Here is a 14,686-nt window from a genome sequence, read left to right on the forward strand (position 1 = left end):
AGCTATCCTATCCTTAAATAAAACTAAAAAGGCATATGCTCGCTAAGCCGCATGGAATATGCGTGTTAAGCCTATGCCTGCAAAAAAATGAATTAGTCTTGAATCCGTGGCGCTAGCGCCAGGACGCTGAGGCAAGCGGCCAGCGGTAGGGTGGAGATGAACCCTAGATACTTGAAGCCCGCTGCGCCTAAAATTCCACCGACAAAAAACGCCAGGATTAGCATGCCATGCAGGTGCAATTTTCGCCGGTTGGCCAACACTTCATTGGTGTGTGCTTGCGTGGTATCGCGGTTCCAGTAAATCATCTTGCCCAGTTCTATGCCCAAGTCGGTAACTAGACCGGTGACGTGGGTAGTGCGTATTTCTGCATTCGAAATTTTAGTGATCAAGGCGTTTTGCAAACCCATCACATAGCACAGCAATACCGCTGTAAATGAGACGGTGATGACCGCATGTTGCTGAAGATTGGCGCCGACCAGTCCAAACACCAACAGCAACACAGCTTCGAGCAATAACACCGGCGTGTAGATGTGTCGCATTTGATTACGCTTGGCGTAGTTCACCATCAATGCGGTGCAGGCGGCTCCCCAGGTAAACGCCAGTAGCATAAACAAAGCGGCAAATGCCGGAAGAAATTTCCCCAATATTAAATCGTCAGCCGCAGTCGATAGCATGCCCGTCATATGCGAAGTGTACTGTCCGACCGCCAAAAAACCACCTGCATTGAGAGCACCGGCTATGCCAGCTAAAGTGACACCAAGATGTAGGTTGGATTGTGCGGTTCTTTTTGGGGAAGAAAGTTTCGCTAAATAATGAGCGGGCATAGAGCCAATACTTTTCGCGAGAATGGAGACTTAGTGTAAGTGAAGTGGCGGGCATGGCACAAGGGATTAAGTTGATTTTTCTACTAATTAAACGTTTTTTTGATTTTGCTTAATCAGATGTGAAAATTCTGTGCCTGAATGGTGCTGGTATCTTGCGCGTCATCCGCGATTTGTCGAATCACCTCAATACCAATGTTCAGTTGGCACATATTTATTTTGTACGCGCGCTCACCTTGCTCGGTGCTGGTGTTGTCACTCTGGCGTGGAATGGCAAACCGTAAGCTAGCTTTAAATGTGAATTTTTAGTGGCGTTAGCAACGCTGATACGCCACGTCCTTGACGATTTGGCGTTGTGTTTAAATTATTCAAATTAATACCAATAAGTATCCACTTTTAAATTTGGTATTGATGTCATTTTATTTAATTTTTGCCGAAAAAACGACAATGTAGTGACAAAATGTATTAAGGCCAGTTGTATAAAAACACGTTTAATTTTTTAGGAATAATGAATTAATTCAGATACTTAGCTATATATTGTAGTGCTCAATGTCAATACCAATACGAAATGTAATAATACCACATGAATACCGCTTGACAGCCACTTTTGAGGCCTCTAAAGTTAGCTCAGTTCAAAGATTTTGAGGTGGTTTTTTAATACTGCTGATGTTGAAATCTAAGAGTAATAAGGTGACAAAAAAAGTCATCCAGTCTTACTGGAGCTGAGTATCGCGATGGTTGCAGGGTTGAATAATTTCGAAAGTGGTAGTGCAAGTGCAGCATGCTTTGACTAGTCACTTAAGTAATCTGGCATTTTAGTGGTATTTTTTTGCTGATATTCGACTTTGGGCTGATTTAGGGAGTGGTAGCTAAACGCTTTGCAGGGTGCTGCTTAAATAGCCGCATTTTTCCGGGCAACAAATAGTTTTATTTAAAAAATCTTGGGGGAGTAAATGAAAAGTAATTTGACACCTAATTTGACACCAATCGCATCCGCAGTAGCGGTCTTGGTAATGAGCGTCGCCATGTCAGCACATGCGCAACAGGCAGCGCCAGTGCAGCAAGAAGTGGTTGTTACCGGTATTCGCGGATCGTTGCAGCAATCTTTGAATCAAAAGAAAAATAGCGAATCTTTTGTTGAAGTCATTACGGCAGAAGATATCGGTAAAATGCCGGATAAAAACGTTGCCGACTCTTTGTCGCGCGTTTCTGGTGTGACTACCACGAGTGCCGGTTCTGCTGAGGGTTCTTTTGGTGAGAATGAGCACGTGCAAATGCGTAGCTTGTCTTCACAAATGACTTTGACTACTTTGAATGGTCATACAGTCTCTTCAGGTGACTGGTACGGTCCAAATATTGCTGCTGGTGGTCGTAGCGTTTCTTTCACCTTGTTGCCATCTGATCTGGTTGGTAGCGTGGTTGTTCATAAATCTTCCCAGGCTGATCTGGTTGAGGGTGGTGCTGCTGGTACGGTTGATATTCTGACCCGTAGACCTCTGGACTTTAAAGAAAAAATGACAGTCTCAGCTTCTGCTGAAGCTGCTTATTCGTCGGCTGCAAAATCTACTGATCCTGCTTTGTCCGCTCTGGTTAGCTGGAAAAACGATGACAATACTTTCGGTGTTTTGGGGCAAGTTTTCTCGCAAACACGCAAATTGCAACGTGCTGGTTCTGAAGGCGTTTGGTGGGATAAGACTGGTGCGAATTACGCAGATCCAGCCTTGGCTGGCAAAGCGATCAGTTTGTTAAGTGGTGCGACTCTGTTTGAACAAACACGTAAGCGTGAAGGCGGCTACCTTGCTGCTCAGTGGAAAGCTGCAAATAATCTGAGCTTTGATCTGTCTGGTTTTTATGCAACAGTCGACGCTAAGAACTACAACACAAATTACATGGCTGACGTGATCAATCCAGTCAATGGTCCAGGTTGGAATGGCGTATCTGTTAAACCAACTAAGCCAGCTGTATTGAAGGGCAATACGATCAATTCCGTGTTTTACGGTAAAGATGCTTTCGGTGCGAACAGTGCTGGTGCATGGTCAGTCGTAGAAGACGTCGCAGCTCGTCCAGATGCTAAAACTGATTCTCAGTTCGTTAACCTCGATGCAAAATGGACTGTGAATAGCGACCTGACACTGACAGGTAAAGTCGGTACGACTAAAGGTTCAGGCAAGACTAAAGACGTTGGTTTCGAAGTTCTGAGTGGTTGGGATCAGGGCGCTGGTTACACAGTTAGTCCAGAAGGTATCTTTATTTTGGATGTGCCGGGTGGCGCGAAATTCACACGTGCCGGTGGTGGTATCGGTGGATGGGGTAGCTACACTGAATCTACCGATAAAGAAACGTATGCACAGGCAGATGGCGAGCTGAAATTGAGTTCGGAAGCGATTCCTTCGATCAAGTTTGGTATGCGTTTTGCTAAGCATGAACGTGATTTGACAAAGTTGGGCATGACTTTGGCGGACGCGGGAAAGGATGAAAAGATTATTCCTGACAGCGCGGTAGGTAACTACGACGCGAATTGGTACGGTAATTTGCCAGTTAATCCTACGCCAGGTTTCCGTCCATTTAAGATCAGTAATGATTTCGTTGCTTCTTGGGTTGATAAGTATGCGACATTTACTACGCATGCAACTCAGCAAGAGTTCAATATCAAGGAAGATACTAGCGCAGCGTATGTGATGGCAAATCTGCAGCCAACTGACAAAGTGAGTGGTAATGTTGGTGTGCGCTTGGTGCAAACCAAGATGAATATCAAGGCCTTCTTGCCAGGTGGTTTGCCTAGCTACGAACAAAGTTTTAATGATGTCTTACCTAGTTTGAATTTGCGTGCAGATGTTGCTAAAAATGTGGTCGGTCGTTTTGCCTTGAATCGCAGCATGTCCCGTCCAGAGTTTGGCCAATTGGCTGGTAATGATCTGCGTGATCTGCAGCACAATGGCGTGGGTAGTAATCCTTACCTGACACCTATCCGTAGCAATAACGTGGATTTCGGTGTTGAGTGGTATTTTGCGCCTAAGGCTTTGTTTGCTGCGAATCTGTTTGCAAGTAAATTGGATGGTGTGATTGCTTACGGTAATAGTAAGTTGCCATACGCGGATGCTGCAAATGGCGGCGCGATCGCTATTTACGACATCTCATCTCCAGTAAATACGCAAGGTTCATTGGTAGGTTTGAATCTGGCGTATGAGCAGGCTTTGGGTGGTGGCTTCGGTTTGAATGCTAACTACACTTATGCCGATGGCAAACAAACAGATAAGATTGCAACGAGTACTTGCAACGGTAAAGCGGCAGAAGATTGTACTTTGTACGGAACTTCGAAAAATTCCTACAATCTGGGCGCATTCTTTGAAAACGATAGTTTTGGCGCACGCATTAGCTACAGCTTCCGTGATACTTATAAGCTAGGTAATCGTGGTGGTAAGGACTACTTCCAAGACGGAAATGGTTCATTGAATGCCTCGTTTAACTACACGTTCAACAAGAACATCCAATTTACTTTGGAAGCGCAAAACTTGAACGATCCATTGTTGACCACTTACGTGACTGATCAGACTCAAATCGCTGGTGTCTACAAAAATGGTATGACAGTTTATGCTGGTGTTCGTTTGAAGTATTGATTTGTTAGTGATCTAAATTAAACATGGCGCGCCCTTGGGTGCGCCATGTTTAATTTTTTGGTACTTTTGTTTTTTTGAGTTTTTTGAGTTTTTTTTTTGTTGTTCTGTTTGTGCTGTAAAAGAAATATTTTAGGGAAAGCGTTCTGAGGTTACTTAGGGACTTTCGTGTTGTAGATGAATACGCATTAGTAAGTGCAGGAGTGGTTATATGGATTTTTCAGGACGCGAGGCCGAACCGGGTAAGAAATTTACCGGTATAGGACTTGTTATATTATTTCACGTGGTCTTGGTCTGGGGTTTGATCAATGGCGGCGCAGCAAAAATCAAAGCTGTGATGCAAAAGCCGCTAGAGACCAAAATAGTAGAAGAGGTCAAGCCACCGCCGCCGCCACCTGATACGCCACCACCGCCGCCGCCAAAATTGGCCGCGCCGCCGCCACCGTTTGTGCCGCCACCAGAAGTACAGGTGCAGCAGCAAGTGGTGCCAACTAATGCGATTGCCGCGGTATCGAATGTCAAACCAGATTCGAACGCCAAGCCAACGAGCGTACAGCAACCAGTGGCAGAAGCGAAGTCCGTTGCGCCTGCGACAGTGGCACCTGTGATCGATTTTAAGCAAGCCGGTTGCAAACCTGAGTATCCACGTGCCTCTTTGCGTAACGAAGAAACGGGTACGGTTTTACTGGCAGTCTTGGTTGGTGTCGATGGCTCTGTTTCTGACGTCAAGATAGAAAAGTCTAGTGGTTTCCGTGGGCTAGATAATGCAGTACGTACCCATTTGTTAGCGGGTGCCTGCAAACACAAACCAGGTACTGTCGATGGCAAACCACAACAGATTTGGACAAAAGTGAACTACGTATGGAGTCTTGAATAAGGCAGGATATCAGGCTAGTGCAGCAAGATTTTGATATGCGCGACCTTGCTCGCTAAGGCTTAAGTAGTCGTTGAAGAATAAATTAAATTTTTAAAATTGTATAAGGAAGTATCCAAATGAAAACTAGCACTAAGACTCTCGGCACATTCCTGGCTGCGGCCTTCATCTTAATGGCTCCGGTAGTGGCAAATTCTGCATTTGCTGCTGATGCGGCACCCGCTGTGGCAACTGCACAAGCCCCAGCAGCGACAGAGGCCGCCACCGCCACGGTTGCAGAACTTGCGGCAGAAACGCCTAAGCTCGCCACCAAAGAAGTAGAAAGCGCCTTCGGTATGGCTGCCCTGTTAAAAGGCGGCGACATCGTAGCTCAAGGTACTTTGCTGATCATGGCCATCATGTCCATGGGGAGCTGGTACATCCTGATCACCAAGATCATCGATCAAGTCAAACTCTCTGGCCAAGCCAAAGACGCACGTAAATTTTGGAAAGCTGCCAGCGTCAATGCCGGTATCTCCAGCTTGAAAGAAGGCAGCCCATTCCGTTTCATCGCAGAAGCCGCAGTGAGCTCAACGCAGCATCACGAAGGCGCATTGTTAGAGCAAATCGATTTGAACTCATGGGTGACGATGTCTATCCAGCGTTCTGTCGATAAAGTACAGAGCCGTTTGCAAGATGGCTTGGCCTTCCTGGCAACCGTTGGTTCTACAGCACCGTTCGTCGGTCTGTTCGGTACTGTTTTGGGTATTTACCATGCGCTGATCCAAATCGGCTCATCCGGTCAAGCCTCTATCGATAAAGTTGCAGGTCCAGTCGGCGAAGCGCTGATCATGACTGCGATCGGTCTGGGTGTGGCGGTTCCTGCGGTTCTGGGTTACAACTTCGTGGTACGTCGCAACAAGAGCTGCATGGAAGAAGTACGTGCCTTCGGCGCCGACTTGCACTCCGTGGTCTTGTCTGGCGTGATGAGCAAAGCAGCTGCCAATACAGCGAAAAAAGTCGCTTAATTAGTTGCTGTTAGTGGCTATTTCCAGCGCTAATAGCTCTAAACACAGCCACTAGCTCACACAGATCCTTAGATTTCCCTTGCTTGCAAGCGCCGCAGTGCGCTAGCAAGCACTTGGAAATAAGTCAGAAATCATCAAAGAGAAACCATTATGTCAATGTCAATGGGAAATGATGGCGACGGCGAAGACGAAGTCAACAGCACCATTAATACCACCCCGCTGGTGGATATTATGTTGGTACTGCTGATCATCTTCCTGATCACCTCACCAGTCGTACTCGACTCCGTCAAGGTTAAATTGCCGGTCGATACCAACACGATTTACGTGACCAAACCAGAAAACATCACGCTCACCATCAACAAAGATGGCGATATGTTCTGGAACGGCGGACGTAAAGCCTTGGCGGGAACCGACGAGTTGTTCGAGAAAATGAAAAAAGTATCAGTGCAAGTACCGCAACCAGAAGTACATGTGCGCGGTGACCAGGATACTCGTTACGAATTTGTCGGCAAAACCATCCTCACAGTACAGCGTGCCGGGATTGCTAAGGTCGGATTCATCATTGAACCTCCGGCCAAAGACTAATCGGACTTATGCAAAATAGCCCCCGCGTTGTTGCGCCTCCTGGCCGTACATTGGTACTGTCTGCGTCGGTGCGCCTAGCGGGAACAATTTTGCCCAAATCCACACTAAAGGAAATCCCATGAGTATGGCTCCTAGCGCTAGTAATTCTAGCGAACCAGAAGTGATGATGGAAATGAACATGACGCCTTTGATTGACGTCATGCTGGTGTTGATCATTATGTTGATCATCACCATTCCACCCCAGAATCACGCGATTAATCTCAACATGCCGGTCAATACACCGTCCAAGCCGACAGAACCACCACCGGTGATCAATATTGATATTGATTTCGATGGCACGGTCTTATGGAATGGCACGGCAGTACCGCACGCTGAATTGGAAACCAAGTTGCAAGTCATCGCAGCGATGCCAGATCAGGCTGAAGTGCATATCCGTCCTGATAAATTGGCGGCCTACAAAGCAGTCGCTGCCGTCATGGCATCGGCACAGCGTTTGGGCGTGACTAAAATCGGTATGGTCGGCAATGAGCAGTTCTTGAAATAAACAGGGCGCAATAGCTGTATGAGGAGTGGCAGAAAACTGTGCAAAAACGCCGATTTTCTTTAGATACCACTTAAATACCTATTGACAACCACTATAGTGAAGCTCTACAGTGGCTTAATCGTATTTTTCATCCTACTCAAGCAGCCTTGACCGTGATCTTTGAATGGACAGCAGTGAATAAACAAGCTCAATACCTGATAGGCGTCGATGGCGGCGGAACCGGCACCCGTACTCTCTTAGCCAATGCGCAGGGAGTAGAGTTGGGGCGCGGCAGCGCTGGTCCTTCTGGTCTGGCGCACGGTGCTGAGCTGGCTTGGTTATCCATCTTGGCCGCGATAGAAGATGCCTTTGCTCAAGCCGGTATCAGCACTCCGCCTCTGGATCAAATCGCGCTAGGCTGCGGCTTGGCAGGGGTTAACAATACGCAGTGGGCGGCAGATTTTACCGCAAAAAATCCTGGTCTGGCTGGCTTGGCGATAGAAACCGATGCCGGCACTACCTTACTCGGTGCGCATCAAGGTCAGCCTGGTGTGGTGATCGCGCTAGGCACCGGCAGTGTAGGTGAGGTGATGCAGGCTGATGGCAGTCGTCGTGAAGTTGGCGGCTGGGGCTTTCCATCTAGTGATGAGGCCAGCGGTGCCTGGTTGGGTTTGCGTGCCATCAATCATGTGCAGCATGTGTTGGATGGTCGTAGTGCTCCGGATGCATTGTCAAAGGCCTTGATCGCTTTTTGTGCGCTCGATAGTGCGCCAGAGCTGAGTCAAAAAGATGCTGTTTTCAATTGGCTGGGTCTAGCCAATCAAACCAAGTTTGCCCAGTTGGCACCGGTCTTGATCGCGCAGGCAGGCAAAGTTGCCAAGGCCACCGAGATCATGTTGGCTGCTGGCCTGGAAGTCGAAAAAATGGCGCTGGCACTTGATCCAAGTGGGCTGATGCCGATCGCTTTGTGCGGCGGCTTGGCCGAGCCTATGCACGCCTATTTGCCGGCAAGTTTGCAGGCACGCGTGATCAGGCCGCAAGCAGATTCTGCAACAGGAGCGCTGATTTTAGTCAAAAATCAGTTTATGAACCGTCTTTCGGAAGCGTGAACATGCAGGCACATATCATAGATTTTAAGCCGGATAGCGAAAGCTCCACGCCCTTGTATTTGCAATTGGCGAACAAGCTGGCGACCGGCATACATAGTGGCCGCTGGCAGCCGGATGAGGCTTTACCGTCTGAGCGTTTATTGTCGGAGTCGCTGGATATTTCCCGGGTTACTGCGCGTAAAGCCATCGATATGTTGTGCGAGCGCGGTTTGCTTAATCGCAAACACGGTTCTGGTACTTACATCACTCCCAAATTAGAACAGCCTTTGTCGCGCCTGACTAACTTTAGTGAAGAATTACGCCAGCGTGGTTTTGTGCCTGGCTCGCAATGGCTGTCGCGCGAGACCGGTGTGGCGGCACCGGAAGAGATTTTGTCGCTGGGTTTGTCGCCACACACCGTGGTGTCGCGTCTGAAGCGTTTGCGTACTGCCGATAATGTGGTGATGGCGATAGAAAGTACCACCATACCGGCGCTGTATTTGCCTAACCCTAAATTAGTTACGGATAGCTTGTACGGCTATCTGGAGTCGAATCAATTCGCGCCTAGCCGCGCCTTGCAGCATATCCGTGCGGTCAATGCCACCCCCGAACAAGCCAAACTGGCCGGCATCAAACAAGGTGCTGCCATGCTGTTTATTACCCGTGTAGGTTATCTGCCTAACGGCACTGCGATCGAACTGACACATTCGTATTGCCGCAGTGATTATTATGACTTTGTCGCGGAGTTGTTTCGATGAGCGCAGCAGGACCATTACAGCAAGGCCAGCAATGCCAGCAATTGCAAGGGAACATCCTGACCAGCTCTGGTTGGGTACAAGGCAGTATCGATTTTTCTGAAAGAGTGCTGGCGATACACGGTAGCGCCACTGATCCTTCACTAAATCAAGAGCATTACATCTTGCCTGGTTTTGTCGATCTGCATGTGCATGGCGCGGGCGGCAAAGACACCATGGATGCCGGCACTGCGATCACGACGATAGCGCGCAAGCTGGCGCAACATGGCACTACCAGTATGCTGGCCACCACCATGACGGCGCCGATGCCAGATCTGGAAGCGGCATTACTAGCGCTAGGCACGGTATGCAAGCAGCGTAGCGCCGGTTCTGCACGGGTCTTAGGCGTGCATCTGGAAGGTCCTTACATCAATCCCGGTAAGCTCGGTGCACAACCAGATTTTGCCTTGTCTGGTTCGCTAGAGCAGGTGAAAAAACTGCATGCGATTGCGCCGATACGCCTCATTACCGTGGCGCCGGAAGTCAATGGTCACCTCGATCTGGTGCGTGAGTTGACGGCCATGGGCATGCGCGTGCAGCTCGGCCATACGCTCGGAACTTACGACGACGGTGTGGCGGCCCTGGCCAATGGCGCCAGCAGTTTTACCCATTTATATAACGCCATGTCGCGCCTTGATCACCGCGCCCCCGGCATGGTCGGTGCAGCCTTGGCGCATGCCGAATTTTCTGAAATTATTCCGGATTTATTGCACGTGCATCCAGGTGCCATCAAGGTTGCGATGCGGGCTATTCCTAAGCTGTATTGCGTGACTGACTCGACCGCTGCATCCGGTATGCCGGATGGTGAGTACATGCTGGGTCGTCAGGTGGTGCATAAGTGTCTGGGCGGCGTGCGCCTGGCCGACGGCACGCTGGCGGGCAGCACTTTGACCATGGATCAGGCTTTGCGCAATTTGGTCAGCATAGGCCTCGATATTGCTGATGCCTCGAAACGGGTCTCGACCTATGCCGCCGATTTTTTAGGCATGAGCGAGCGCGGTCGCCTGCAAGCCAATACCTATGCCGATATGGTAGTGCTGGACCGTGCACTCAAACTGATTGCCGTTTATATAGAAGGAGAAAAAATTGACCTCGAAAATGCTTAAGGAAGCCTGTTCTTCCGCTGAGTTTGTCGCCCACCAATTAACTCAGGACAAAGAGCGTTATCTCGCCCTTGGTCAACATCTGCGTGATAATCCGCCTAGTTCGGTATTGACCGTGGCACGTGGTAGTTCGGATCATGCCTGCAACTATGCGGCCTATCTGATCATGGCGCGTCTGGGGCGCATCGTCGCTTCTTTGCCTATGTCTTTGGTGACCTTGAATAAAGCGCCTTTGCATGCCAAAAATGCGTTGGCGATCGCGATTTCGCAATCGGGCCAGAGTCCGGATGTGGTCGAGCCTATCCGTTATTTCCGCGAAGGTGGTGCTACCACGGTGGCGCTGGTCAATGATGCGGCTTCACCGCTGGGGCAGTTGGCTGAATGGACCATGCCTTTGCACGCAGGTCCTGAGTTGTCGGTGGCTGCGACTAAGAGCTTCATTACTTCATTAGTGGCCGCTGCGCGTTTGGCGGGCAACTGGCAAAACGATGCAGAGTTTCTGAACGCGATCGAGCAATTGCCTGAAGCCCTCGATGCAGCTACTAAACTCGATTGGTCGAATGCATTAGATGTGTTAGCACCCGCTTCGCGCATTATGGTCGTCGGTCGTGGTATCAGCTTTCCAGTTGCCTTGGAATCGGCCTTGAAGTTTAAAGAAACTTCAGCGATACAGGCTGAAGCTTTCAGCGGTGCCGAAATCAAACACGGCCCTATGGCGCTGATAGACGACGGTTATCCTTTGCTGATTTTCGCGACCCGTGGTGCGACCCAAGCTGGCTTGATTAGTCTGGCCGAAGAGATGCGGGGCCGCGGTGCCAAGGTCTTGCTGGCAGCGCCTAGTGATGTGGCCGAGCGCAATCTGACTCTGCCAACCACGGCCACGCCGGATCTCGATCCTATCGCTGCGATACAAGCCTTTTACGTGATGGCAGCGCACTTGTCTATCGCCCGCGGCATGAATCCGGATACGCCACGTCATTTGAATAAAGTGACCAAGACGCATTAAGCATTGTTAAGTTAATTCAAGATACTCCCTCTTAGTATATTTTTAAAGCCCAAGTAATACGTGGGCAAGTGAGTAGTTTAAAAATATATTCGGGGGAGTATATGCATATTGAGAATAAGACGGCGCGCTTGGCTGTCCATTTGAGTGCTCGCTAAACACTGGCAAAGTACCCCAGTCTAGGCGGGCAGCTGTGCCCACCGGATAGACCATAATGCTGAGTAAGTTGCTGAATAAGTCGCTGAATAAGTTTTCATTTTTTCGTGCTGTGTGCTGTGTTTTTCTGGCGGCGACGCTGTCTATGCTGAACCTGAGTGAGGCCATGGCGAGCGAGAAAATCGAATTCTGGACCATGAGCCTCAAGCCTAAGTTCATTCCGTATTTTCAGTCCCTGGTAATAAAATACGAGAGTCAAAACCCGGGCGTTAAAATCGATTGGGTGGATTTCCCCTGGGATATTTTGCAACTCAAACTGATCACCGCGATTGCCGCCGGCACCCCGCCAGCGCTGGTTAATCTGAGCGTGCCCTGGGCCGAAGAGTTGGCGCGTGATGGTTTGCTCGAACCAGTCGAGGCGCTAATGAATCAGCCGCCGATTTACACCAAGGGTGCGCTGGCTGATTTGACTTTCAATGGACATATCTACGGTTTTCCACATTACAGCAACGTCAATGTAATCGCCTACAATAAAAATATTTTGGCGGCTGCCGGCATCAGTGCGGCACCGCGCAGCATGGACGAGTTACTGGCCTATGCCAGGCAAATCGCCGCCAAAACCGGCAAGGCTGGTTATGCCCCGGCGCTGGGCAAGATCGATGGTTTCATGATGCAGCAAGGTCTGGATTTAATCAAACACGGCAAGGCGATTTTTAATTCGCCGGCGCATGTAGCGCTGGTCAAGAAACTAGCGGCGACCTATGCGGCGAACGGTTTTTTGAAAGACAAACTGTTTGCCGAAGATAATTTCCCTGCGGTGGTAGATGCCTATCTGGGTGGGCGACTCGGGATGATGGTCAGTGCGCCGACCGCTTTACGCCGCATCCAGGCCGACTCGAAAGAAATATATGCAGCCACCGATATTTTTGCGGCACCGATAGGCCCGACCGGTATCGCCGACGGCGGCTGGATGTTTCACTTTGCCGTGCCTAAGGGCGTCGCTAAGCAGTCTTTACCCGCAGTGGCCAAGTTCGCGCAATTTTTAACCAATGATGAAAATCAGCTGGAGTTCGCTAAAAACGCCAACGTCATGCCCAGCACAATTAAGGCATTGGCACACCCGTATTTTCTAGGCTTGCCCTTACAAGCTGCTGCCGCCGAAAAAGCGCAAGCAGTCGCCGCCAGATCCATGAATAATTCGCGTAGTCTGTATGTGGCTGGCATAGAAGATTACGATGAATTGCGGCGTTTTTTGGTGAAGGCGGTCGAAGCCGGTGTCACTGGCAAGGCCGATATACAGCAAGCGCTGGATGAAGCGGCCGCGATCTGGAATCGTAAATTGGCAAAGGTAGCGCGATGAATCAAGTCATCAATTTTGGTCGTCGCCATGGCTTGCTGGCCTATCTGTTTTTAGCGCCAGCCTTGCTCTTGCTGGTCTTGTTCTCGTTTTGGCCAGTGTTGTTCGGCGCTTACCTGACCATGACCGATTTTAGTCTGGTGCGTCCTACCCATTGGGTAGGGCTGGATAATTATCGCTATATTTTTAATAACGATATGTTTCTCACCGGCCTGAAAAATTCTGTGCTGTTTTTACTCATCGTGCCTTGCATACAGTTAGGTGCGATCAGTCTGGCAGTCTTGGTGAATACCCAATTGCCGGGGATTAAATTTTTTCGTGCCGCCTACTATGTGCCGGTAGTCACTACGGTGTCGGTGGTGGGCATTATGTGGGGCTTCATGTTTCATGAGCTGGGCACACTCAATTACATACTGCTGCAACTACACCTGATTAACACGCCGTTAGGCTGGCTGTCGGATGATGCGATTGCCTTGTTCGCCATCATGTTCGTCTCTTTATGGCGCGGTCTGGGTTGGTATATGGTGATGTATCTGGCTGCCTTGCAATCTATCCCGGCCGAGATGCAGGAGGCGGCAATTTTGGATGGCGCCAATCTGTGGCAGCGCTTCTGGAAAATCACCGTGCCCATGCTGTTTCCGACCATCATGGTCTGCACCATCATGTCAGTACTGGCAGCCTTGAAGGCGTATCAGGAAGTCGATGTTCTGACCCAAGGCGGGCCTATGAATTCAACCTTTACCGCGCTGTATTACGCCTATGAACAAGGACTAAAACATCTAAAATTGCCACGCGGTCTGGCCGCTAGTTTCGTCGTCTCGCTAGGCTGCATAGGGATAGCCTTGCTGTGTCTGCGTTACTTAAAACCGCGCCATCGATAAGCGAATATCCTTGACCTTGACCTTAACCATGAGCATGAAAAAATTCTCTTACCACCGCCTGCCGCGCACGCTTTTTCAATACGCTATTTTGCTGGGCTTGGCTGCCTTGTGCGTGTTCCCGTTCTGGTGGACTTTGGTGGTGGCGGTCTCGACTCAGGGGAATATTTTCGCGTTTCCACCTAGCTTTTTGCCGCAAGCAGTATCTTTGGATAATTTTATAGAAGTGTTTCGGGTCATCCCTATGCTCGCTTTCTATAAAAATTCCTTATTCATTACCGTCTCTACCGTGTGCTGGAAACTACTGCTGTGTGCGCTGGCGGCCTATCCTTTATCGCGCATGCGTTTTACCGGCAGTAAGCTGGTGTTTGGCGTGATCTTGGCGACCATGATCTTGCCATCAGAAGTCAATTTTTTGGTCAACTTCATCACCATGACCAAGATCGGTCTGGTGAATACCTATACAGGTGTGATCTTGCCTAATCTGGTCACGGCGGTCTCTATACTTTTACTTAAACAAGCTTTCGATGAAGTGCCGCAAGACCTGATCGATGCTGCCCGCGTCGACGGTGCCAACGAGCTGCGCATCTTCTGGAACATCGTCTTGCCTTTGATACGCCCCTGGCTGGCCACGGTCGCTATCTTAACGGCGGTGGAGGCATGGAATGACTATATCTGGCCGTCGCTGGTGATCAGCAAGCCGGAAGACTTCCCCTTGTCGGCGGGCATACTTTATCTGCGCGGCACTTACGGCAGCAGCACCCGCGTGATTGCCGCCGGCACTATCTTGACGGTCGCACCTATCCTGCTGGCCTTTCTATTTACCCAAAGATTTTTTATGCGCGGCATGGATGGCGCAGTGAAATGATACAAACCAATACGA

General features: G+C 49.6%; 14 protein-coding genes. 13 read left to right on the plus strand and 1 reads right to left on the minus strand.

Features of this window, described 5'->3' with window-relative positions; all coding sequences use genetic code 11:
* Window positions 1-92: 92 nt before the first annotated feature.
* Window positions 93-824, minus strand: coding sequence for a YoaK family protein (locus EJN92_RS15535; protein ID WP_126128662.1), 732 nt, complete (start codon window positions 822-824; stop codon window positions 93-95).
* 119 nt (window positions 825-943) lie between these two features.
* Between EJN92_RS15535 and EJN92_RS21470 the strand changes: the two genes are divergently transcribed.
* From EJN92_RS21470 to EJN92_RS15595, 13 genes are all read left to right on the plus strand, one after another.
* Window positions 944-1,105 (plus strand): hypothetical protein, encoded by a 162-nt coding sequence (locus tag EJN92_RS21470; protein WP_157984379.1) that lies wholly within the window; start codon window positions 944-946, stop codon window positions 1,103-1,105.
* A gap of 669 nt (window positions 1,106-1,774) precedes the next feature.
* Window positions 1,775-4,438 (plus strand): TonB-dependent receptor, encoded by a 2,664-nt coding sequence (locus EJN92_RS15540; RefSeq protein ID WP_126128663.1) that lies wholly within the window; start codon window positions 1,775-1,777, stop codon window positions 4,436-4,438.
* A gap of 208 nt (window positions 4,439-4,646) precedes the next feature.
* Window positions 4,647-5,312, plus strand: coding sequence for an energy transducer TonB (locus tag EJN92_RS15545; protein ID WP_126126558.1), 666 nt, complete (start codon window positions 4,647-4,649; stop codon window positions 5,310-5,312).
* Between the two features lie 116 nt (window positions 5,313-5,428).
* Complete coding sequence (locus EJN92_RS15550) at window positions 5,429-6,316, plus strand: MotA/TolQ/ExbB proton channel family protein (RefSeq protein WP_194074942.1); 888 nt, start codon at window positions 5,429-5,431, stop codon at window positions 6,314-6,316.
* Between the two features lie 150 nt (window positions 6,317-6,466).
* Entirely contained in the window at window positions 6,467-6,901 is a 435-nt protein-coding gene (locus EJN92_RS15555) for an ExbD/TolR family protein (protein ID WP_126126556.1), read from the plus strand.
* A 118-nt stretch (window positions 6,902-7,019) separates the two neighbouring features.
* Window positions 7,020-7,445 carry an ExbD/TolR family protein gene (locus EJN92_RS15560; protein ID WP_126126555.1) on the plus strand — a complete coding sequence of 142 codons (426 nt, stop codon included), beginning with the start codon at window positions 7,020-7,022 and terminating at the stop codon, window positions 7,443-7,445.
* A gap of 152 nt (window positions 7,446-7,597) precedes the next feature.
* Window positions 7,598-8,533 carry a glucosamine kinase nucleotide-binding domain-containing protein gene (locus tag EJN92_RS15565; protein ID WP_407701560.1) on the plus strand — a complete coding sequence of 312 codons (936 nt, stop codon included), beginning with the start codon at window positions 7,598-7,600 and terminating at the stop codon, window positions 8,531-8,533.
* Window positions 8,534-8,535: 2 nt separating this feature from the next.
* Window positions 8,536-9,270 carry a GntR family transcriptional regulator gene (locus EJN92_RS15570; protein WP_126128664.1) on the plus strand — a complete coding sequence of 245 codons (735 nt, stop codon included), beginning with the start codon at window positions 8,536-8,538 and terminating at the stop codon, window positions 9,268-9,270.
* Window positions 9,267-10,412, plus strand: coding sequence for an N-acetylglucosamine-6-phosphate deacetylase (nagA, locus tag EJN92_RS15575; protein WP_126128665.1), 1,146 nt, complete (start codon window positions 9,267-9,269; stop codon window positions 10,410-10,412). The genes EJN92_RS15570 and nagA overlap by 4 nt, the downstream gene beginning before the upstream one ends.
* Window positions 10,405-11,415, plus strand: coding sequence for an SIS domain-containing protein (locus EJN92_RS15580; protein ID WP_126129966.1), 1,011 nt, complete (start codon window positions 10,405-10,407; stop codon window positions 11,413-11,415). The genes nagA and EJN92_RS15580 overlap by 8 nt, the downstream gene beginning before the upstream one ends.
* A gap of 211 nt (window positions 11,416-11,626) precedes the next feature.
* A complete protein-coding gene (locus EJN92_RS15585; RefSeq protein ID WP_227869572.1) occupies window positions 11,627-12,928 on the plus strand; it encodes an ABC transporter substrate-binding protein in 1,302 nt (433 codons plus the stop codon).
* Window positions 12,925-13,806 carry a carbohydrate ABC transporter permease gene (locus tag EJN92_RS15590; RefSeq protein ID WP_126128666.1) on the plus strand — a complete coding sequence of 294 codons (882 nt, stop codon included), beginning with the start codon at window positions 12,925-12,927 and terminating at the stop codon, window positions 13,804-13,806. Before EJN92_RS15585 ends, EJN92_RS15590 begins: the two co-directional genes overlap by 4 nt.
* 34 nt (window positions 13,807-13,840) lie before the next feature.
* Window positions 13,841-14,671 (plus strand): carbohydrate ABC transporter permease, encoded by an 831-nt coding sequence (locus EJN92_RS15595; protein WP_126129968.1) that lies wholly within the window; start codon window positions 13,841-13,843, stop codon window positions 14,669-14,671.
* Window positions 14,672-14,686 lie beyond the last annotated feature (15 nt).

It is taken from the genome of Undibacterium parvum (assembly GCF_003955735.1).
GTDB classification, from domain to species: domain Bacteria; phylum Pseudomonadota; class Gammaproteobacteria; order Burkholderiales; family Burkholderiaceae_D; genus Undibacterium; species Undibacterium parvum.

What these genes read in the sequence shown, in the direction of transcription:
- EJN92_RS15535 (WP_126128662.1), bottom strand. Translation starts at nt 824, where the DNA reads ATGCCCGCTCATTATTTAGCGAAACTTTCTTCCCCAAAAAGAACCGCA.
- EJN92_RS15540 (WP_126128663.1), top strand. Translation starts at nt 1,775, where the DNA reads ATGAAAAGTAATTTGACACCTAATTTGACACCAATCGCATCCGCAGTA.
- EJN92_RS15545 (WP_126126558.1), top strand. Translation starts at nt 4,647, where the DNA reads ATGGATTTTTCAGGACGCGAGGCCGAACCGGGTAAGAAATTTACCGGT.
- EJN92_RS15550 (WP_194074942.1), top strand. Translation starts at nt 5,429, where the DNA reads ATGAAAACTAGCACTAAGACTCTCGGCACATTCCTGGCTGCGGCCTTC.
- EJN92_RS15555 (WP_126126556.1), top strand. Translation starts at nt 6,467, where the DNA reads ATGTCAATGTCAATGGGAAATGATGGCGACGGCGAAGACGAAGTCAAC.
- EJN92_RS15560 (WP_126126555.1), top strand. Translation starts at nt 7,020, where the DNA reads ATGAGTATGGCTCCTAGCGCTAGTAATTCTAGCGAACCAGAAGTGATG.
- EJN92_RS15570 (WP_126128664.1), top strand. Translation starts at nt 8,536, where the DNA reads ATGCAGGCACATATCATAGATTTTAAGCCGGATAGCGAAAGCTCCACG.
- nagA (WP_126128665.1), top strand. Translation starts at nt 9,267, where the DNA reads ATGAGCGCAGCAGGACCATTACAGCAAGGCCAGCAATGCCAGCAATTG.
- EJN92_RS15580 (WP_126129966.1), top strand. Translation starts at nt 10,405, where the DNA reads ATGCTTAAGGAAGCCTGTTCTTCCGCTGAGTTTGTCGCCCACCAATTA.
- EJN92_RS15585 (WP_227869572.1), top strand. Translation starts at nt 11,627, where the DNA reads ATGCTGAGTAAGTTGCTGAATAAGTCGCTGAATAAGTTTTCATTTTTT.
- EJN92_RS15590 (WP_126128666.1), top strand. Translation starts at nt 12,925, where the DNA reads ATGAATCAAGTCATCAATTTTGGTCGTCGCCATGGCTTGCTGGCCTAT.
- EJN92_RS15595 (WP_126129968.1), top strand. Translation starts at nt 13,841, where the DNA reads ATGAAAAAATTCTCTTACCACCGCCTGCCGCGCACGCTTTTTCAATAC.